This is a genomic window from Lysobacter arenosi, from assembly GCF_016613475.2.
Taxonomy (GTDB): domain Bacteria; phylum Pseudomonadota; class Gammaproteobacteria; order Xanthomonadales; family Xanthomonadaceae; genus Lysobacter_J; species Lysobacter_J arenosi.
Genome location: NZ_CP071517.1, coordinates 3,663,220 through 3,683,172, shown reverse-complemented (window position 1 = coordinate 3,683,172; position 19,953 = coordinate 3,663,220). Strand labels below are relative to the sequence as shown.

Here is a 19,953-nt window from a genome sequence, read left to right as displayed (position 1 = left end):
ATCTTGTGCTTTGACAGCGTGCTGCTTTAACAGCGTGGTGCCCTTCCAGCCTGGTGCCGCCATCGCGCGATGGCGGCACGGGCTGCGGCCGCCAATCAGGCCTTGTGGTAGACCTGCGCGCCCTGGGCGAGGAATTCGGCCGACTTCTCGGCCATGCCTTCGTCCAGCGCGGCCTGTTCGTCGACGCCGTGTTCCTTGGCGTAGTCGCGCACGTCCTGGGTGATCTTCATCGAGCAGAAGTGCGGGCCGCACATCGAGCAGAAGTGGGCGACCTTGTGGGCGTCCTTGGGCAGCGTCTCGTCGTGGTACTCGCGCGCACGCTCCGGATCGAGGCCGAGGTTGAACTGGTCCTCCCAGCGGAACTCGAAGCGCGCCTTGCTCATGGCGTTGTCGCGCGCCTGCGCGCCCGGGTGTCCCTTGGCGAGGTCGGCCGCGTGCGCGGCGATCTTGTAGGCCATCAGGCCTTCGCGCACGTCGTGCTTGTTGGGCAGGCCCAGGTGCTCCTTCGGCGTGACGTAGCAGAGCATCGCCGTGCCGAACCAGCCGATCATCGCAGCGCCAATCGCGCTGGTGATGTGGTCGTAACCCGGCGCGATGTCGGTGGTCAGCGGCCCCAGCGTGTAGAACGGCGCTTCGCCGCACTCGCGCAGCTGCTTGTCCATGTTCTCCTTGATCAGCTGCATCGGCACGTGGCCGGGGCCTTCGATCATGGTCTGGACGTCATGCTTCCACGCGATCTTGGTCAGCTCGCCGAGCGTCTCGAGCTCGCCGAACTGGGCGGCATCGTTGGCATCGGCGATCGAGCCCGGGCGCAGGCCATCGCCGAGCGAGAAGGCCACGTCGTAGGCCTTCATGATCTCGCAGATGTCCTCGAAGTGCGTGTAGAGGAAATTCTCCTTGTGGTGCGCCAGGCACCACTTGGCCAGGATCGAACCGCCGCGCGAGACGATGCCGGTGACGCGCTTGGCGGTCAGCGGCACGTAGCGCAGCAGCACGCCGGCGTGGATGGTGAAGTAGTCCACGCCCTGCTCTGCCTGTTCGATCAGGGTGTCGCGGAAGATCTCCCAGGTCAGCTCTTCGGCGCGGCCGTCGACCTTCTCCAGCGCCTGGTAGATCGGCACGGTGCCGATCGGCACCGGCGAGTTGCGGATGATCCACTCGCGCGTTTCATGGATGTGCTTGCCGGTCGACAGGTCCATGACCGTGTCGGCGCCCCAGCGCATCGACCAGACCAGCTTCTCCACTTCCTCGGCAATGCCCGAGGACACCGCACTGTTGCCGATGTTGGCGTTGACCTTGGTCAGGAAGTTGCGGCCGATGATCATCGGCTCGCTTTCGGGGTGGTTGATGTTGTTGGGGATGATGGCGCGACCGCGGGCGACTTCGTCGCGCACGAACTCGGGCGTGATGATCTTCTGGATGTTGGCGCCGAAGGTTTCGCCGGCGTGCTGGCGCAGCAGGTGCGCCTCGCGGATCGACTCCAGGCGCTGGTTCTCGCGGATCGCGATGAACTCCATCTCCGGGGTGATGATGCCGCGGCGGGCGTAGTGCATCTGGGTGACGTTGGCGCCGGCGATCGCGCGGCGCGGCAGCGGACGGTTGCCGAAGCGCACCGCATCGAGCTTGGGATCGTGCTCGCGCTTGCGGCCGAACTCCGACGACAGCCCGGTGAGCGCTTCGGTGTCGCCGCGCTCGGCGATCCATTGCGCGCGCAGCGGCGCGAGGCCCTGGGCCAGGTCGATCGTCGCGCTGCTGTCGGTGTAGGCACCGGAGGTGTCGTAGACCGCCAGCGGCGCATTGTCCTCGCCGCCGAACATGGTCGGCGTGCGCGCCAGCGCGATCTCGCGCATCGGCACGCGGATGTCCGGACGCGACCCTTCGACGTGGATCTTGTGCGAGCCCGGAATCGGGCGGGTAACGTCGGCCGACAGCTGCTCAGCCTGGCGGACAAGTTCGGAGGGGACTGCATTCATGGCGTTCGTCCGGATGGGGGCGGGACGAAGCGGCGGCGCGCACCGCGCAATGGCGGTGTCGCGAAGCTTCCCTACCGGTCTCAACCGCATCAGGTTCGAAGGGTCTGTCTCAACCGGCGCCACCTGGCGCAGGTACCCCCGCTTCAGTGCGCATTTGACCATGCGGGGGCGGCGCGGGCCAGCCTTGGTCGTCCGCGCGCAGGCGCCGGTTTCGTTTGCAACTGTTGACAGCCGCGGAAACCGCGTGCTTCTCTCGCCTCCATGACGCATCGCAACATGCCGCCGCAGACCCTGCCCATCCCGGTTGAACACCGGGACGTAGCGGTCGTGGCCATTGCGATTACCACTGGTACCGGTACCACTCCTTTCGGGGTGCGGACGGGCGTGTCCAGTTGAACCAGACCACGCCTCCGCACCCGACCCGGGTGCGCAGGTGTGCACCCGGACCGGAAGCGGGGCCCACAAGGAGCCCGAGCCATGCCTTCCGCCGACGCCGCACCACCCGATCGCAATAAACGCGCAGTGCAGTGCCACGTGCACAAGTTCGGCGGCAGCAGCCTTGCCGACGCCGGGCTGTATCGCCTTGCCGCCGGCCTGCTCGATGACCAGGCCAGCACCCGTGTCGTGGTCGTGTCGGCGATGCAGGGCGTCACCGATGCGCTGATTGCCCTGGTCGGCAGTGCTCGCGCTGGTCAGGACTGGGCACCCGCCTGGGAAGCGTTGCGGCAGCGGCACCGCGCAGCGGCCGATGCACTCGACGGCGACGGTGGCCGGGCGCTTCAGTCGGCATTGGATGAGGAGTTCGAGTCGGTACGCAGCGAGCTCGCCGCGATCTTTGGCGATCACAGCGACGCCGAAGCACTCGCGGCAGCACTGCCCGGTTGGGGCGAAGTCTGGTCGTCGCGCCTGATGCACGCCGCGCTAGCCGCGACCGCACCGGGCTGGCTGCGGCTGGATGCGCGTGACGTGCTGGTCGTGCATCCCGGCGAGATGGGCATGGCGGTCGATTGGTCCGCCAGCCGCACGCGCCTGGCCGAGTGGCGCGCGCAGCACGGCAGCGGCCACGTCGTCGTCACCGGTTTCGTCGCGCGCGACGCGCAAGGGCGCGCCACCACGCTCGGCCGCAATGGCAGCGACTACTCCGCGGCGATCTTCGCCAACCTCTTCGATGCCGATGCGCTGACCATCTGGACCGACGTCGACGGCGTGCTGTCGGCCGACCCGCGACTCGTGCCCGAAGCGGTCTGCCTGCCGTCAATGTCGTATGCCGAAGCCTGCGAGCTGGCCTACTTCGGCGCCAAGGTGCTGCATCCGCAGACGCTGGCGCCGGTGCAGCAGCGCGGCATCCCGCTGTGGATCCGCAACACCCGCCGGCCGCATTTGCCCGGCACGCTGATCAGCCTGAAAAGCGATCCCGATGGCGCGCCGGTGAAAGGCCTGAGCCTGGTTCGCGACATGGCCATCATCGAACTGGTCGGCAACGGCATGGTCGGCGTACCGGGCGCGGCCGAACGCCTGTTCGGCGCGCTGCGCGGCGCCGGGGTGTCGGTGACGATGATCTCGCAGGGCTCCTCCGAACATTCGATCTGCTGCGTGGTGCGCGCCGACCAGGCGCAGCGTGCGCGCGATGCGGTCGCCGTCGCCTTTGCCGACGCCATCGCCGACAGCCAGGCGCAGGGCGTGACCCTGACCGATGGCATCGCCGTGCTGGCCGCAGTCGGTGACGGCATGGTTGGTACACCGGGCGTGGCGGCGCGACTGCTGGGCGGCCTGGCACAGGCGCGGGTGAATGCCCGTGCGATTGCACAGGGCGCGGGCGAGCGGAACATCTCGGTGGCCATCGGCGACAAGGACGCGACGCGTGCATTGCGCGCCGCGCACGCTGCCTTCTGGCTGTCGCCGCAAAGCCTGTCGGTCGGCGTGATTGGCCCCGGCCAGGTCGGGCGCGCACTGCTGTTGCAGCTGTCAGCGGCACTGCCGCAGCTGCGCAAGCGCTCCGGACTCGACCTGCGCCTGCGCGCGCTCGCCAACAGCCGCACGATGCACCTGGACGAGCGCGGCATCGAGCCGGCGGACGCGATCGCGCGCCTCGATGGCGGCGCCGCCGAGCCGGTCGACCTGGAGCGTTTCGCCAGCCACGTCCGCGGCGAGCACCTGCCGCACGCGCTGATCGTCGATTGCAGCGCCAGTCCCGCCGTCGCCGCGCTGTACCCGCGCTGGCTCGCCGCCGGCATCCACGTCGTCACACCGAACAAGCACGCCGGCAGCGGCGACTGGACCCGCTACAGCGCGATCCAGGACGCCAGCCGCAGCGGCGGCGGCCGCTTCCGCTACGAGGCGACGGTCGGCGCCGGCCTGCCGGTGATGCTGACGCTGCGCAACCTGCTCGACACCGGCGACGAACTTTTCGGCATTGACGGCATGCTCTCGGGCACACTGGCGTGGCTGTTCAACCGTTTCGACGGCAGCGTGGCGTTCTCGCAGCTGGTCCGCGAGGCGCAGGCGCTGGGCTATACCGAACCCGATCCGCGCGACGACCTGTCCGGCCTCGATGTCGCGCGCAAACTGGTGATCCTGGCGCGCGAAGCCGGTCGCGTGCTGTCGCTGGAGGATGTGGAAGTGGAGAACCTGGTGCCACAGGCACTGCGCGCGGTCAGCAGGGACGAGTTCCTGGCGCGCCTGGAGGAAATGGATGCACCGATGCTGGCGCGCTACCGCGAAGCCGACGCGCAGCGGCGCGCCCTGCGCCACCTCGCCCGCCTCGACCGCGACGGCCGTGCCAGTGTCGGCGTGGTCGCCTTGCCGCGCGAACACGCCTGCTGCCATACCCGCCTGACCGACAACCTCGTGCAGTTCAGCACGCGTCGCTATGCCGACAACCCGCTGGTGGTACAGGGCCCGGGCGCGGGTCCCGACGTGACCGCCGCCGGCGTGTTCGGCGACGTGCTGGCGATCGCGCAGTCGCTGGGCTCGCCGTGCGGGATGCCGCTGCTGCATGCCGGAGTGCCGGCCGAGGCGCACGCATGAGTGCTGCTTCTACGAAGATTGATATCGAGACGGCTTCGGATGCGACCGCGCACGGACGGCGCCTGGAGTGCCGGGCATTCGCACCGGGCAGCGTCGGCAACATCGGCGTCGGCTTCGACCTGCTCGGGCACTCCATCGCCGGTGTGCGCGACATCGCGCAGGTGCGCCGGATAGCCCTGCCGGAAGTGCGCATCGCGGCGATCCGCGGCAACGTCGCCGGCGCGGAAGCGCTGCCGCTTGAGGCTTCGCGCAACACCGCCGGCCAGGCGCTGATCTCGCTGCGGACACGGCTTGGGCTGGATTTCGGCTTCGAGCTGGAACTGGAGAAGGGCATCCCGCTCGGCTCCGGCCTCGGCGGCTCGGCCGCCTCCTGCGTGGCCGCGCTCGTCGCCGCCAACGCATTGCTCGACGCGCCACTGCCGCGTGAAGCGCTGTACGAGTTCGCCCTCGACGGCGAGTCGGTGTCGAGCGGCAGTCGTCACGGCGACAACGTCGCGCCGATGCTGCTCGGTGGCGTGGTGATGGCCACGGCCACGCGGATGATCCCGCTGGCGGTGCCCGAGTGGCTGCACGCGGTGGTCGTCCATCCCGACCAGATGCTCGAAACGCGACGCGCCCGTGCAGTGCTGGCCGAACCGTACCCGTTGTCGCTCGTGGTCGAGCAAAGCTCGCACCTGGCGCTGTTCCTGACCGGGTTGCAGCGCGGCGATGCGTCGCTGCTGCGCGAAGGCCTGCACGACCTGCTGGTGGAACCGCGTCGCGCGCCGCTGATTCCGGGCTTCGTCGAGGCCAAGGCTGCGGCGCTGGACCACGGCGCATTGGGCGCCAGTATTTCCGGAGCCGGGCCGAGCACGTTCGCGTGGTTTGCGTCGAGGGCCGAAGCGGAAGCGGCGGCGCCGGCGATGCAGGCCGCGTTCGCGCAGGCAGGGTACGGCTCGCGCGCGTACGTCACGCCGGTGGCGGGCCCGCGCGCGGATGTGCTGAACCCATGAATTTCAACAGCACACGCGGCAACACACCTCCCACATCAATCGACCAGGCCCTCGTCGCCGGACTCGCTCCCGACGGCGGCCTCTACGTGCCCGAGCGGATCCCGACGCCCGCCGTGCAACCCGGGGCCACGCTGGCCGATACCGCGCACGCGGTGTTGGCACCGTACTTCGCGGATTCGTCCCTGCGCGAGTCGCTGGCGGCAATCTGCGAACACGCCTATTCCTTCCCGCCGCCGCTGCGCGAAATGACGGGCGAGGGCGACCATCTTCTCGAGCTGTTCCACGGGCCGACAGCCGCGTTCAAGGACTACGCCGCGCGCTTCCTGGCCGAGTCGTTGTCGCGGCTGCGTCCGCAGGACGCACCGCCGACGACGATCCTTGTAGCGACGTCGGGCGACACCGGCGCGGCCGTGGCCGCTGCATTCCACCGCCGTCCTGGCTTTGAGGTGGTGATCCTCTACCCCGAAGGCCGCGTCTCGCCGCGGCAGGCGCATGGCCTGGAATGCTGGGGCGCCAACGTGCGCACCTACCGCGTCGCCGGCAGCTTCGACGACTGCCAGCGACTGGCCAAGCAGGCGCTGTCGGACGAAGCGCTGCGGCAGTCGATGTCCCTCAGTTCCGCCAACAGCATCAGCCTCGGTCGCCTGCTGCCGCAGGTCGGCTACTACGCGCACGCAGCGCTGGAGTTCTTCGCGCGCAACGGCCAGCCGCTGAACTTCATCGTCCCTACTGGCAACCTCGGCAATGCCTGCGCGGCGTTCCTCGCAAGGCGCATGGGTTTGCCGATTGGCGAACTGGTGCTGGCCAGCAACGCCAACGACGTGCTGCCACGCTACTTCGCCGGTGACGACTACGCACCGCAGGCAACGCGCGCGACCTTGGCCAACGCCATGGATGTCGGCGCGCCCAGCAACTTCGAACGGCTGCGCTACTGGCACGACGACGACGCGCAGTTGCGCAGCGCCTTGAAGGCATTCGCGGTCGACGATGCCACCATCGCCGCGACCATCGGCGAGGCGCCACGGCGCCATGGCATCGTGCCCTGCCCGCACACCGCCACCGGCCTGCATGTGCTCGAGCAATTGAGAGCACAAGGCGACCGTCGCCCCTGGGCCGTGGTGGCGACGGCCCACCCGGCCAAGTTCGAGACCATCGTCGAGCCGCTCGTCGGCGATGCCGTCGAGCCGCCGCCGGCATTGGCGGAAACCCTTTCGTGGCCTGCCTTTGCGGAGTCCCTTGCCGTCGATTACGGTGCACTGCGCGAGCGATTGCTGAAGCGATGAGCCGCTCGTCGCAACCTCGCGCTGTTTCATACGAAACTGTTGACATGCCCGCGCCGGGCATGTTTACCTCGGTTCCATGACGCAGCGCAACAACCACCCGCAGACCGCTCAGGCCCGGCCGCAAGGCACGGTCGAGTCGCTGCGACTTGCGTTGACCCTGACCGCATCGGCGGCACTCATTCTTGTACTCGTACTTATTACCGGGCATGCCAGCGCGGGGTACGGGTTCGTGTAAGCAACACCACACCACCCAGGTCTGAAACACAAAGACCCCGCGCCCGAAACGGCGCGGGGTTTTTGTTTTTGCGGGCCTGGAATCCACCAAGGACTCCAGTTCGTGAGAAGCAACGCCATCAAGCAAGGCCCCGCACATGCACCGGCACGCGCGATGCTGCGCGCCACCGGCCTGGACGACGCCGCGATCGCGAAACCGCTGGTCGCCGTCGTCCACACCTGGTCGGACGTGTCGCCGTGCAACTTCACCCTGCGCGACCTCGCGCAGGACGTGCGCCAGGGCGTGCTCGACAACGGCGGCACGCCGATCGAGTTCAACACCATCGCCGTCACCGACGGCATCGCGATGGGCTCCGACGGCATGCGCTGTTCGCTGGCCTCGCGCGAGACCATCGCCGATTCGATCGAGCTGGCCGTCAGCGGCCACTGCCTCGACGCGATGGTGCTGCTGGTCGGCTGCGACAAGACCATCCCGGCCGCTGCGATGACGGCGGCGCGCCTGGATATCCCGACTGTGATCCTCTATGGCGGCACGATCATGCCCGGCCGATGTCCGTCGAAGCAGGGAGAGACAGACCGCCCCCTCACCGTGCAGGACGTCTTCGAAGCCGTCGGCGCGCACTCCGCCGGCCGCATCGACGACGCCGAGCTGCACCGCATCGAATCCCATGCCTGTCCCGGCGCCGGCGCCTGCGGCGGCCAGTTCACCGCCAACACGATGGCGATGGTGCTGACCTTCCTCGGCCTGTCGCCGTTGCAGTTGAACGACATCCCGGCGATCCACGCCGACAAGCCGGCCGCCGCCCGGGCTTGCGGTGCGCTGGTGATGGACCGGTTGCGCAACGGCGGGCCGGGACCGCGCGACATCCTCTCCCCAGCTGCGTTGCGCAACGCGGCCCGCGCGGTCTCGGCCACTGCCGGCTCCACCAATGCCGCCCTGCACCTGCTGGCGATCGCGCACGAAGCCGGCGTTGCCTTCGACCTGGAAGAGTTCGAAGCAGCCGCACGCATGACGCCGGTGATCGCCGACCTCAAGCCCGGCGGCCGCTACACCGCCGCGGAGATGTTCGAACAGGGCGGCACCGCGCTGGTGGCGCGCGAGCTGCGTGCTGCGGGTCTGATCGAGGACATCGCGACCGTCACCGGCCGTTCGTTCTTCTCCGAACTCGACGATGTGCCGGCACCCGCGCAGCAGGATGTCGTCCGCCCGATCAGCGACCCCATCAAGCCGCGCGGCGGTTATTCGATCCTCTACGGCGACCTCGCCCCCGAAGGCTGCATCGTCAAGCTCGCCGGCCATGGCCGCGAGCACTTCGAAGGCACCGCGCGCGTGTTCGATTCGGAGGAAGCCGCGTTCGCGGCGGTGCAGTCGCGCCAGGTCAATGCCGGCGACGTCGTGGTGATCCGCTTCGAAGGTCCTGCCGGTGGCCCGGGCATGCGCGAAATGCTGGCCGTCACCGCGGCGCTGGTCGGCCAGGGCCTGGGCAACGACGTCGCGCTGATCACCGATGGCCGCTTCAGCGGCGCGACGCACGGCTTCATGGTTGGCCACATCTCGCCCGAGGCCGCGCACGGCGGACCGATCGCGAAGCTGCGCGAAGGCGACCGCGTGCGGATCGATGTCGGCACGCGCCGCATCGACGTCGATGCCGACCTGTCCACGCGCCTGCCTGCACGCATCGCCCCGCGCGTCACCACCGGCGTGCTGGCCAAGTACGCGCGCCAGGTCAGTTCCGCCTCGCGCGGCGCCGTGACCGCACCGGGCCCTCTCGATGACCGCCGCATCGCAAGCCAGCTGGTCGACGCGGAAACCAGCAGCACCCCAGAACCACGCGAACCCGCACTCGCCTGACCACGCAGAAGTCGTTCGTTCCTGCTCCTCCTTCCGCTTCGAACATCACAAGGACTTTGCAATGACCACCAGCTCCAAACCCCGCGTCGCCATCGTCGGTTACGGCAGCCAGGGCCGCGCCCATGCACTGAACCTGCGCGACTCCGGCTTCGACGTCACCATCGGCCTGCGACCGGGCGGCCCGACCGAGATCAAGGCCAAGGCCGACGGCTTCACCGTCACCACGCCGGCCGAAGCGGTCAGGAACGCGCAGCTCGTCGCCGTGCTCACGCCGGACATGGTCCAGCCGCAGCTCTACGGCGAAGTGATCGAGCCGAACATCGCGGCGGGCGCATGCCTGCTGTTCGCGCACGGCTTCAACGTCCACTACGGCCAGATCACGCCACGCGAGGACCTCGACGTGGTGCTGGTCGCGCCCAAGGGCCCGGGCGCGCTGGTGCGTCGCGAGTACGAGATCGGCCGCGGCGTGCCGTCTGTCTACGCCGTCCACCAGGACCGCAGTGGCAACGCCGAGCAACTCGCGCTGACCTATTGCGCCGGCATCGGCGGCGCCCGCCAGAACGCAATCCAGACCACCTTCAAGGAAGAGACCGAAACCGACCTGTTCGGCGAACAGGCCGTGCTCTGCGGCGGCGCCACCAAGCTCGTGCAGGCCGGCTGGGAAACGCTGGTCGAGGCCGGTTACCAGCCCGAGGTCGCGTACTACGAGTGCCTGCACGAACTGAAGCTGATCGTCGACCTGTTCTACGAAGGCGGCATCACCCGCATGCACGAGTTCATCAGCGAAACCGCGCAGTACGGTGCGCTGACCCGCGGCACCTACGTCGTCGACGACAACACCCGCGCGCAGATGAAGAAGGTGCTGACCGAGATCCAGGACGGCACGTTCGCGCGCCAGTGGATCGCCGAGTACGCCGCCGGCAACGCCAACTACAAGGCGCTCAAGCAGGCCGACCTTGACCATCCGATCGAAGCGGTCGGCAAGAAGCTGCGCGCCAACATGAAGTGGCTCGGCGCATCGGCACAGCAACCGGCAGCGGCCACCGCGGCGCGCCCGGCGCAGACCGAGGCCGCGTGATGAACGGTGCCCGCTGGCTGGTGCAGGCTCTGGTGGCTGAAGGCGTCGATACGCTCTTCGGTTATCCGGGCGGCGCGATCATGCCCTTCTACGACGCCCTGCACGGGTCGGACCTGCGCCATGTGCTGGTCCGCCACGAACAGGGCGCGGCATTCGCGGCCAATGGCTACGCACGAGCAAGCGGGCGCGTCGGCGTATGCGTCGCCACCTCCGGTCCGGGCGCCTCGAACCTGGTGACGGGCATCGCCGACGCGATGCTCGACTCGGTGCCGATGGTGGTGATCACCGGCCAGGTGCCGACGGCGCTGATGGGCACGGATGCCTTCCAGGAGCTGGATGTGTTCGGCATGACCATGCCGATCGTCAAGCACAGCTTCCTGCCGCGAAAGGTCGAGGACCTGCCGCGGATGGTGGCGGAAGCGTTCCGCATCGCCCGCTCCGGCCGTCCGGGTCCGGTGCTGATCGACCTGCCCAAGGACGTGCAGTTCGGTGATGCCTCGCAGTTGCCGGCGCACGTGCCGCTGGACATCGACGATGTGCCCGCGCCCATCGACGCCTCGCTGCACGCGGCGCTGGCGCTGATCTCGCAGGCTCAGCGGCCGCTGATGTATGGCGGCGGCGGCATCGCGCTCGGCGACAGCGTGGCGGCGTTCCGCACCTTCGTCGACGCCACCCAGATCCCGACCGTGCTGACGCTGAAGGGCCTGGGCGCGCTGCCGTCCGGGCACGCCCTCAATCTGGGCATGCTCGGCATGCACGGCAGCCGCGCGGCCAACCTTGCCGTGCAGGAAGCCGACCTGCTGATCGTCGTTGGCGCGCGCTTCGACGATCGCGCCACCGGCAAGCTGGCCGAGTTCGCACCGAACGCGCGCGTCGTCCACATGGACCTGGACGCCTGCGAGATCGGCAAGCTGCGCCACGCCGATGTCGGCGTGCGCGGCGACATCCGCACCACCCTGACCGCGCTGACCCTGCCGTGCGCGGCGCACCTGCACGGACGCAACGGCATTGCCCGCCGTGCCTGGCGCGCGACCTGCCAGCAGCGCGCACGCGAACATGCCGCGCGTTACGACGCCCCGGGTGAAAGCGTGTACGCGCCATCGCTGCTCAAGCGCCTGTCGGAACTGGCGCCCAATGCCGTCGTCGCCTGCGATGTCGGCCAGCACCAGATGTGGGTCGCACAGCACTGGCGCATGAAGGAACCGCGCCAGCACCTGACCAGCGGCGCACTCGGCGCGATGGGTTTCGGCCTGCCGGCCGCGATCGGTGCGCAGATGCAGGATCCGTCGGCGCAGGTCGTGTGCGTCAGCGGCGACGGCTCGTTCCTGATGAACGTGCAGGAGCTGGCCACGCTGCGCCGCTACGGACTGCCGGTGAAGATCGTGCTGCTCGACAACCAGGCCCTGGGAATGGTCCGGCAGTGGCAGGAGCTGTTCTTCGAGCGCCGCTATTCCGAGATCGACCTGTCCGACAACCCCGACTTCGTCGCCGTAGCCGCCGCATTCGGCGTGCAGGCGCTACACGTCGATCGCGCCGACGGCGTCGAAGCCGCACTGCAACAGCTGCTGGCCGCCCCCGGCCCGGCCCTGCTGCACGTGGCCATCGACCAGGCCGCCAACGTGTGGCCGCTGGTGCCGCCCAACCACAACAACGCGCAGATGCTCGATCCGGAAGCAGACGCGCGTGCCGCCCTTGCCACCCCCACCGCCGAGGATCCCCGCCATGCGATACCAGCTTGATCTCACCCTGCGCCAGGCCGAAGGTGCGCTGGCGCGTGTACTGGGCGCCGCCGAACGACGTGGCTTCCGCCCGCTCGCGGTCGATGGCGAAGCGCAGCCCGACGGCGACCGCTGGTACCTGCGCCTGACCGTCGAAGGCGACCGCGCCGACACCAGCCTGCAGACACAGCTCGCCAAGCTCTACGACTGCCTCTCGGTGGAGGTGTCGCCGTGTCAATGACCGTCACCGAGAGTCAACAGGGCGTGCGGCAGCGCGCCACGGCGATGCCGATGCAGCTACTCGACGGTACGCGCCTGGACGATGCGCGGCGTCGCCCGACGTCAACCGACACGCCGATGCTGTGGTTCGACGGCGAACTGGCCAGCGCCGATTCGCTGCAGGCACCACTGACCACCCATGCCATGCACTACGGCACCGGCGTGTTCGAGGGCATCCGCAGCTACGCCACGCGCAACGGCGCCGCGGTGTTCCGCCTGCCCGAGCACCTGCAGCGCATGCGCAAGGGCGCGGAGCTGCTGGGCCTGGACTTCGACGTCGAGCGTGCCTTCGAGGCGACGCTGGAGACGCTGCGCGCCAACGACCATCGCGATGCCTACATCCGCCCGCTGGCATGGTTCGGCACAGGCAGCATCGGCCTGGACGTCTCGCATCTGAGCCAGCACTTCATGGTCGCCACCATGGCCCAGCGCGTGCACTTGGCCGGTGACCGCACCCGTCTGACCGTGTCGCCGTGGCGGCGCAATCCGGCCAGCGCGCTGCCGCCGCTGAAACTGTGCGGCGGCTACGTCAACTCGATCCTCGCCAAGCGCGAAGCCAAGTCGCGCGGATTCGACGAGGCACTGTTCGTCGACGACGACGGCAACGTCGTCGAGTGCACCGGCGCCAACGTCTTCATGGTGCGAAATGGACAGGTCACAGCGGTGGAGCACCGCGACGCCCTGCCCGGCATCACCCGCGACACGCTGATCAAGCTCAGCGGCGCGGAGTCGCGCACCGTTACCCATCACGAGCTGCTCGATGCCGACGAGGTCTTCGTTTGCGGCACCGCCGCCGAGACCGCGCCGATCAGCGTGCTCGACCGCCGCGAGTTCGGCGACAACCCGGTCACGCGCGAGCTGTCGGCGCTGTATGCCCGCGTCGTGCGCGGCGAAGAGCCGGCGCATGCCGGCTGGCTGACGGCGGTCTGATGCCATGGATGGCGACGTAAGCTCTCGCGTACAGACTGTCGATGTCGGTGACGTACTGGCGGCGCAGGCCCGCCTGCGCCGCTACCTGCCACCGACCCCGCTCCACTATGCCGAGCGCTTCGGCTGCTGGCTGAAGCTGGAGAACCTGCAGCGCACCGGTTCCTACAAGGTGCGCGGCGCGCTCAACGCGCTGCTGGCCGCGCGCGAGCGCGGTGACCATCGCACGGTCATCGCCGCGTCCGCGGGAAACCATGCGCAAGGGCTGGCCTGGGCGGCGTATCGCCTCGGCGTCAATGCGATCACCGTGATGCCGCGCTGCGCGCCACAGACCAAGATCGCCGGCGTCGCCCATTGGGGGGCGACGGTGCGCCTGCATGGCGACAGCTACGACGAGGCCAAGGCCTTCGCCGCCGAGCTGGCCCTGCAGAACGATTACCGCGTGCTGTCGGCGTTCGACGATCCCGACGTGATCGCCGGCCAGGGCACGGTCGGGCTGGAACTGGCGGCGCTGGCCCCGGACGTGGTGCTGGTGCCGATCGGCGGCGGCGGGCTCGCTTCGGGTGTCGCGCTGGCGATGAAGTCGCAGGGTGTGCGCGTTATCGGCGCCCAGGTCGAAGGCGTCGATTCGATGCTGCGGGCATTGCGTGGCGACTGCGTGCCGCGTGAGCCGGCAGCGACCCTGGCCGACGGCGTGCGCGTCAAGGTGCCTGGCCAACTGACCCGTCAGCTGCTGTCGCACCTGCTCGATGACGTGATCGTCGTGCGTGAGGCCGAACTGCGCGAGACGCTCGTGCGCCTGGCACTGGAAGAACACGTCATCGCCGAAGGCGCCGGTGCGCTGGCGCTGGCGGCGGGCCGTCGCGTCGCCGGCAAGCGCAAGTGCGCGGTGGTTTCCGGCGGCAACCTCGATGCCGGTGTGCTCGCGCAACTGCTTTCCGAAGTCCGTCCGCGCGCACCGCGACGTCCACGCCGCCGCCATCGCGAGCAACCGGCGCAGGCGCCACTGGAGCCGGCCATCACCACGCTTCGCCCCACCCCGCTCAACCCACCCTTTCGCACCGTCGCCGTGCGCACCCGCAACGAGGAGCTCATCGCATGAACGACCCCGCCTCCCGGGACCCTGCCTCCCGAGTACGGATCTTCGACACCAGCCTGCGTGACGGCGAGCAGTCGCCGGGCTGCAGCATGACGCCGGCGCAGAAGCTTCGATTCGCCCATGCGCTGTCGGAACTCGGCGTCGACGTGATCGAGGCGGGCTTCCCGGCCAGCTCGGAAACCGACATGGGCGCCGTGCGCGCGATTGCCCGCGAGGTGCGCGGCGCCACTGTCGCGACGCTGGCGCGCTGCCACGAGGGCGACATCGAAGCCTGCGCACGGGCGCTGGACGGTGCCGTTCATCCGCGCATCCATGTCTTCATCTCGACCAGCCCGCTGCACCGGGAGCACAAGCTGGGCCTGAGCCGCGAGCAGGTGCTTGAGCGCGCGGTGATGGGCGTCGAACTGGCGCGCAGGCATGCCGACGATGTCGAGTTCTCCGCCGAGGACGCGCTGCGCACCGAGCCGGAGTTCCTGGCGCAGATCTGCAGTGCCGCCGTTGCCGCCGGCGCCCGCACCCTGAACATCCCGGACACCGTCGGTTACACCACGCCCAGCGAGATCCGCTCGCTGTTCGAGTACCTGCGCGCGAACGTGGTCGGCGCCGGGCAGGCGGTGTTTTCCGCGCACTGCCACAACGACCTCGGCCTGGCCGTCGCCAACTCGCTGGCCGCGATCGAGGGCGGCGCGCGCCAGGTCGAATGCACGATCAACGGCATCGGCGAGCGCGCCGGCAACTGCGCGCTCGAGGAACTGGTGATGGCCCTGCGCGTGCGCGGCGAGTACTACGGCGCGCACACCCGCATCGACAGCCGCCGGCTGGTGCCGACCTCGCGCCTGCTGTCGCGCATCACCGGCATGGCCGTGCAGCGCAACAAGGCCGTGGTCGGGCAGAACGCCTTCGCCCACGAGTCGGGCATCCACCAGCACGGCATGCTCAAGCACCGCGGCACCTACGAGATCATGCGGCCGGAGGATGTCGGCTGGGCGCAGTCGCAGATGGTGATGGGCCGCCACAGCGGTCGCGCGGCATTGAGTGACCGCCTGCAGACGCTCGGCTTCGCCCTCGACGAAGCGCAGCTGAACTCCGTGTTCGCCGGCTTCAAGGCGCTGGCGGAGAAGAAGCGCGAAGTGTTCGATGCCGACCTGGAGGCGCTGGTGCTCGGCGCCGACAAGCGTGCCGCACGCGGCCATCGCCTCGCCCGACTGCATGTCAGCACGGGCGTGAACCAGGACAGCCTGCCGACCGCGAGCGTGCAACTGGTCGATGCCGACGGCGCCACCGTCAGCGAAGCCGCCGTCGGCGACGGCCCGGTGCATGCGCTGTTCGCGGCACTGGCCCGCGCCACCGGTCTGGCGCTCGAGATCGACAGCTACCAGGTCTCCAGCGTCACCACCGGCGACGACGCGCAGGGACAGGCCAGCCTGATCGCCCGCGTCGACGGCGTCGAGGTCACCGGCTCGGGTACCAGCACCGACATCCTCGAAGCCAGCGCGCTGGCGTGGCTGGACATCGCCAACCGGGTGCTGCGCACGCGCGCGGCGAGTACGGCCGAACCCGAGCGCAGGACGGCGGCGATTGCCTAGCAACAGCGCCTGACCAGAACGCCCGTCCAGCCCCCCTTCTTCATATCCATCAAGCCCAGCCAATGACCAGCCAAGCACCGCGAACGTTGTTCGACAAACTGTGGGACGCCCACCTCGTCACGCCCGAAAGCGAGACCGCGCCGGCCACGCTCTACATCGACCTGCACCTGATCCATGAAGTGACCTCGCCGCAGGCCTTCGCCGAACTGGACGAACGCAACCTGCCGGTGCGCCGTCCGGAACTGACCAAGGGCACGCTCGACCATTCCACCCCCACCCTGCCTGTCGGCGCCGACGGACAGCACCCCTACGTCAATGCCGAGGCACGCGCGCAGGTCGAGAAGCTGCGCGAGAACTGCGCGCGCTTCGGCGTCGAGCTGTTCGACTACGACAGCCCGCAGCGCGGCATCGTCCACGTGATGGGCCCGGAGCTTGGCCTGACCCAGCCGGGCCAGACCATCGTCTGCGGCGACAGCCACACCGCCACGCATGGTGCATTCGGTGCGCTGGCGTTCGGCATCGGCACCAGCGAGGTCGGCCACGTGCTGGCGACGCAGTGCCTGCTGCAGCGCAAGCCGAAGACGCTGTCGATCACCGTCGACGGCGCGCTCGCACCCGGCGTCGGCGCCAAGGACCTGATCCTGCATGTGATCGGCGTCATCGGCGTCAACGGCGGCACCGGCCATGTCATCGAGTACCGCGGTTCCACCATCCGTGCGCTGTCGATGGAGCAGCGGATGACGGTGTGCAACATGTCGATCGAGGCAGGTGCGCGTGCCGGGCTGATCGCGCCGGATGAAGTCACGTTCGACTACCTGCGCGGCCGCCCACGCGCTCCGCAAGATGCCGCCTTCGATTCGGCAGTCGCGCAGTGGCGCCAGCTCCGCACGGATGATGGCGCACGCTTCGATCGCGAGGTCCGCATCGATGCCGCCGACATCCAGCCGACGGTGACCTGGGGCACCCATCCGGGCCAGGTGGCGTCCATCGCCGCGCATGTTCCCGCCTCCGGTGATGGCGACCAGGCCAAGGCCCTCGACTACATGGGCTGGCAACCAGGCGCGGCGCTGGCCGGTCGGCCGGTCGACGTGGTCTTCGTCGGCAGTTGCACCAACTCGCGCCTGTCCGACCTGCGCGAAACCGCCAGCGTATTGCGCGGTCGCCACGTGCATCCGCGCGTGCGCATGCTGGTGGTGCCGGGATCCGAGCAGGTCAAGCGCGAAGCCGAAGCCGAAGGCATCGACCAGATCGTGCGTGCCGCCGGTGCCGAATGGCGCGAGCCCGGCTGTTCGATGTGCATCGCGATGAACGGCGACCTTGTCGGCCCTGGCCAGCTCGCGGTGTCCACCAGCAATCGCAACTTCGAAGGGCGACAGGGCAAGGGTGCGCGCACCGTGCTGGCGTCGCCGCTGACCGCGGCCGCGTGCGCGGTCGCCGGCGAGATCACCGACCCGAGGCCGTACCTGACGACGGCACCGGCGCAGCAGGCCGAAACCCTGGAGGTGGCCTGATGCGCCCCTTTACCGAACTGACTTCGCGCACTGTCGTGCTGCGCGAACGCAACATCGACACCGACCAGATCATCCCGGCGCGGTTCCTGACCACCACCCAGCGCCAGGGTCTGGGCCAGTTCGCCTTCAATGACTGGCGGCGACTGCCTGACGGTTCGCTCAATCCCGACTTCGCCTTCAACCGCGCCGAGAACGCCGGCGCCGGCATCCTCGTCGCCGGCCGCAACTTCGGCTGCGGTTCCTCGCGTGAGCATGCGCCGTGGGCGCTGGCCGACCTCGGCCTGCGCGCGGTGATCAGCGCCGAGATCGCCGACATCTTCCGCAGCAACGCCCTCAAGAACGGCCTGCTGCCGATCGTGCTCGACGAAACCATCGTCGATGAGCTGCTCGACCGGCCCGGCATCGAACTGCACATCGACATCGCGCAGCGCAGTGTGACCTTGCCCGATGGCCGCCGTGTCGAGTTCCCGCTCGATGCCTTCGCCCGGACCTGCCTGCTCGAAGGCGTCGACCAGCTCGGCTACCTGCTCCGCCAGGACGAGGCCATTGCCCGTTTCGAATCCCAGCGCGTCACATCCAACCAGGAGTTCGTCCATGCAAGCTGACATCGTCGTTCTTCCCGGCGACGGCATTGGCCCGGAGGTCACCGCCGCGGCAGTGGAGGTGCTGCGCGCGGTGGCGCAGCGCTACGGCCACGTGTTCCGTTTCGAGCATCACCTGATCGGCGGCGCCGCCATCGATGCCACCGGCTCGCCCCTGCCGCCCGAAACCCTGGCCGCGGCGCGGCGCGCCGATGCGGTGCTGCTCGGTGCCGTCGGCGGCCCGAAGTGGTCCGACCCCAAGGCTGCGGTGCGCCCCGAGCAGGGGTTGCTGGCAATCCGCAAGGCGCTGGGCCTGTACGCCAACCTGCGCCCGGTCAAACCGCACCCGGCCGCGCTCGGCGCCTCGCCGATCAAGCCGCACCTGCTCAACGGCGTCGATCTTATGGTCGTGCGCGAACTCACCGGCGGCATCTACTTCGGTACCAAGCAACGGAGCAGTGAGTCGGCCAGCGACCTGTGCGAGTACACCGTTGCCGAGATCGAACGCGTGGTCCGTCGCGCCTGCACGCTGGCGCGCGAGCGTCGCGGCCATGTCACCTCGGTCGACAAGGCCAATGTGCTGGAGACTTCGCGGTTGTGGCGCGAAGTAACGACGCGGATCGTCCGCGACGAGTTCCCCGACATCACGCTCGAACACCAGCTGGTCGACTCGATGGCCATGCACTTGCTGGCCAAGCCGCGCGAGTACGACGTGATCGTCACCGAGAACATGTTCGGCGACATCCTGACCGATGAGGCTTCGATGCTCGCCGGCTCGCTCGGCCTGTTGCCGTCGGCATCACTGGGCGAAGGCCGGGTAGGACTCTACGAGCCGATCCATGGCTCGGCCCCGGACATCGCCGGCCGCGGCATCGCCAACCCCTACGCGACGATCCTCAGCACCGCGCTGCTGTTGCGCCATTCGCTGGGCCTGGAAAGCGAGGCGCGCTGCATCGAGAAGGCAGTGGGAGCGGCGCTCGATGCCGGAGTGTTCACTGCCGACATCGCCCCAGCCGGGCGCGGCGTCAGCACCCAGGCGGCAACAGGCGCGGTACTGGCCCAGCTGCAGATCGAATGTGAGCCAGTGGTGATGCGCGACTGAAGGTTCCGTTGCCCGGACCCGGGTGGCCCGCGCATTGATGGCGCGGTCACACCCCCGCGGCTAGGGTGCGCGCATGACGCGTACCCTCCGGCTTGCCACGGCGATCATCGCCACCCTGCTGCTACTGCCGGCATGCCGCTCCTCGCCGTCCGCGGCCGACGCGTCGCCTGCGTCCGGCGGTCAAGCACTGCAGCCTGCGGACGCCTTCTTCGCCAACCTGCAGACGCTTTGCGGCAAGGCGTTCGCGGGCCGCATCGTGGCCGACGATCCGCCGACTCCTGGCGCGCCGTATGCGGGCAAGGCGTTGATCATGCATGTCCGCCAGTGCGAGCACGACCGCATCGCCATTCCCTTCCACGTCGGAGAGGATCACTCCCGCACCTTGCTGATAACGCGCACGGCTTCCGGGCTCAAGCTCGATCACGATCGCCGTAACCGCGACGGCAGCCCGGATGCGCTGACGCTGTACGGCGGCGTCACGGTCGATGCCGGCAGCGCCACGCGCCAGGTGTTTCCTGTCGACGCCAAGTCCAAGGCGCTGTTCCAGCGCAACCAGCGCAACGACTCCGTTTCCAACGTGTGGACGCTGGAGATCGAGCCAGGCCGGATCGCCGCCTACGAACGCACGCGTCCGGGGCGGCGGTTCCGCATCGAGTTCGACCTGACCCGACCGGTGCCGGCACCGCCGGCACCCTGGGGCTGGTAGGCAAC

General features: G+C 69.1%; 15 protein-coding genes. 14 read left to right on the top strand and 1 reads right to left on the bottom strand.

What is annotated here, in order from left to right; genetic code table 11:
• Positions 1 to 95: 95 nt before the first annotated feature.
• Positions 96 to 1,973, bottom strand: coding sequence for a phosphomethylpyrimidine synthase ThiC (thiC, locus tag HIV01_RS16890; RefSeq protein ID WP_200608652.1), 1,878 nt, complete (start codon positions 1,971 to 1,973; stop codon positions 96 to 98).
• 477 nt (positions 1,974 to 2,450) lie between these two features.
• Here thiC and thrA point away from each other — a divergent pair, with 477 nt between their 5' ends.
• The 14 genes from thrA to HIV01_RS16820 all read left to right on the top strand — a co-directional run bounded on the left by thrA (position 2,451) and on the right by HIV01_RS16820 (position 19,948).
• Positions 2,451 to 5,000, top strand: coding sequence for a bifunctional aspartate kinase/homoserine dehydrogenase I (gene thrA, locus HIV01_RS16885; protein ID WP_200608654.1), 2,550 nt, complete (start codon positions 2,451 to 2,453; stop codon positions 4,998 to 5,000).
• Complete coding sequence (locus tag HIV01_RS16880) at positions 4,997 to 5,992, top strand: homoserine kinase (protein WP_200608656.1); 996 nt, start codon at positions 4,997 to 4,999, stop codon at positions 5,990 to 5,992. The genes thrA and HIV01_RS16880 overlap by 4 nt, the downstream gene beginning before the upstream one ends.
• On the top strand, positions 5,989 to 7,275 hold the full coding sequence (gene thrC, locus HIV01_RS16875) for a threonine synthase (protein ID WP_200608658.1): 1,287 nt from the start codon (positions 5,989 to 5,991) through the stop codon (positions 7,273 to 7,275). Before HIV01_RS16880 ends, thrC begins: the two co-directional genes overlap by 4 nt.
• A gap of 337 nt (positions 7,276 to 7,612) precedes the next feature.
• Positions 7,613 to 9,361 (top strand): dihydroxy-acid dehydratase, encoded by a 1,749-nt coding sequence (gene ilvD, locus HIV01_RS16870; protein WP_200608660.1) that lies wholly within the window; start codon positions 7,613 to 7,615, stop codon positions 9,359 to 9,361.
• The gene (gene ilvC, locus HIV01_RS16865; RefSeq protein ID WP_280633570.1) at positions 9,282 to 10,439 is read left to right on the top strand and encodes a ketol-acid reductoisomerase; all 1,158 of its coding nucleotides are present in this window, start codon (positions 9,282 to 9,284) and stop codon (positions 10,437 to 10,439) included. The genes ilvD and ilvC overlap by 80 nt, the downstream gene beginning before the upstream one ends.
• Positions 10,439 to 12,178, top strand: coding sequence for an acetolactate synthase 2 catalytic subunit (ilvG, locus tag HIV01_RS16860; protein ID WP_200608664.1), 1,740 nt, complete (start codon positions 10,439 to 10,441; stop codon positions 12,176 to 12,178). The genes ilvC and ilvG overlap by 1 nt, the downstream gene beginning before the upstream one ends.
• Positions 12,162 to 12,398: an ACT domain-containing protein gene (locus HIV01_RS16855; protein ID WP_200608666.1), complete on the top strand. Its 237-nt coding sequence runs from the start codon at positions 12,162 to 12,164 to the stop codon at positions 12,396 to 12,398. The genes ilvG and HIV01_RS16855 overlap by 17 nt, the downstream gene beginning before the upstream one ends.
• Positions 12,395 to 13,366 (top strand): aminotransferase class IV, encoded by a 972-nt coding sequence (locus tag HIV01_RS16850; RefSeq protein WP_245157018.1) that lies wholly within the window; start codon positions 12,395 to 12,397, stop codon positions 13,364 to 13,366. The genes HIV01_RS16855 and HIV01_RS16850 overlap by 4 nt, the downstream gene beginning before the upstream one ends.
• Before the next feature lie 4 nt (positions 13,367 to 13,370).
• Entirely contained in the window at positions 13,371 to 14,465 is a 1,095-nt protein-coding gene (locus HIV01_RS16845) for a threonine dehydratase (RefSeq protein ID WP_200608670.1), read from the top strand.
• Positions 14,462 to 16,048 (top strand): 2-isopropylmalate synthase, encoded by a 1,587-nt coding sequence (locus HIV01_RS16840; protein WP_200608672.1) that lies wholly within the window; start codon positions 14,462 to 14,464, stop codon positions 16,046 to 16,048. The genes HIV01_RS16845 and HIV01_RS16840 overlap by 4 nt, the downstream gene beginning before the upstream one ends.
• 62 nt (positions 16,049 to 16,110) lie before the next feature.
• A complete protein-coding gene (gene leuC / locus HIV01_RS16835; RefSeq protein WP_200608674.1) occupies positions 16,111 to 17,559 on the top strand; it encodes a 3-isopropylmalate dehydratase large subunit in 1,449 nt (482 codons plus the stop codon).
• Positions 17,559 to 18,164, top strand: a complete 606-nt coding sequence (leuD, locus tag HIV01_RS16830; RefSeq protein ID WP_200608676.1) for a 3-isopropylmalate dehydratase small subunit — start codon at positions 17,559 to 17,561, stop codon at positions 18,162 to 18,164. The genes leuC and leuD overlap by 1 nt, the downstream gene beginning before the upstream one ends.
• Positions 18,154 to 19,242, top strand: a complete 1,089-nt coding sequence (gene leuB / locus HIV01_RS16825; protein WP_200608678.1) for a 3-isopropylmalate dehydrogenase — start codon at positions 18,154 to 18,156, stop codon at positions 19,240 to 19,242. Before leuD ends, leuB begins: the two co-directional genes overlap by 11 nt.
• 73 nt (positions 19,243 to 19,315) lie before the next feature.
• The gene (locus HIV01_RS16820; protein WP_200608680.1) at positions 19,316 to 19,948 is read left to right on the top strand and encodes a hypothetical protein; all 633 of its coding nucleotides are present in this window, start codon (positions 19,316 to 19,318) and stop codon (positions 19,946 to 19,948) included.
• Positions 19,949 to 19,953: the final 5 nt, after the last annotated feature.

What these genes read in the sequence shown, in the direction of transcription:
- thiC (WP_200608652.1), bottom strand. Translation starts at nt 1,973, where the DNA reads ATGAATGCAGTCCCCTCCGAACTTGTCCGCCAGGCTGAGCAGCTGTCG.
- thrA (WP_200608654.1), top strand. Translation starts at nt 2,451, where the DNA reads ATGCCTTCCGCCGACGCCGCACCACCCGATCGCAATAAACGCGCAGTG.
- HIV01_RS16880 (WP_200608656.1), top strand. Translation starts at nt 4,997, where the DNA reads ATGAGTGCTGCTTCTACGAAGATTGATATCGAGACGGCTTCGGATGCG.
- thrC (WP_200608658.1), top strand. Translation starts at nt 5,989, where the DNA reads ATGAATTTCAACAGCACACGCGGCAACACACCTCCCACATCAATCGAC.
- ilvC (WP_280633570.1), top strand. Translation starts at nt 9,282, where the DNA reads ATGACCGCCGCATCGCAAGCCAGCTGGTCGACGCGGAAACCAGCAGCA.
- ilvG (WP_200608664.1), top strand. Translation starts at nt 10,439, where the DNA reads ATGAACGGTGCCCGCTGGCTGGTGCAGGCTCTGGTGGCTGAAGGCGTC.
- HIV01_RS16855 (WP_200608666.1), top strand. Translation starts at nt 12,162, where the DNA reads ATGCGATACCAGCTTGATCTCACCCTGCGCCAGGCCGAAGGTGCGCTG.
- HIV01_RS16850 (WP_245157018.1), top strand. Translation starts at nt 12,395, where the DNA reads ATGACCGTCACCGAGAGTCAACAGGGCGTGCGGCAGCGCGCCACGGCG.
- HIV01_RS16845 (WP_200608670.1), top strand. Translation starts at nt 13,371, where the DNA reads ATGGATGGCGACGTAAGCTCTCGCGTACAGACTGTCGATGTCGGTGAC.
- HIV01_RS16840 (WP_200608672.1), top strand. Translation starts at nt 14,462, where the DNA reads ATGAACGACCCCGCCTCCCGGGACCCTGCCTCCCGAGTACGGATCTTC.
- leuC (WP_200608674.1), top strand. Translation starts at nt 16,111, where the DNA reads ATGACCAGCCAAGCACCGCGAACGTTGTTCGACAAACTGTGGGACGCC.
- leuD (WP_200608676.1), top strand. Translation starts at nt 17,559, where the DNA reads ATGCGCCCCTTTACCGAACTGACTTCGCGCACTGTCGTGCTGCGCGAA.
- leuB (WP_200608678.1), top strand. Translation starts at nt 18,154, where the DNA reads ATGCAAGCTGACATCGTCGTTCTTCCCGGCGACGGCATTGGCCCGGAG.
- HIV01_RS16820 (WP_200608680.1), top strand. Translation starts at nt 19,316, where the DNA reads ATGACGCGTACCCTCCGGCTTGCCACGGCGATCATCGCCACCCTGCTG.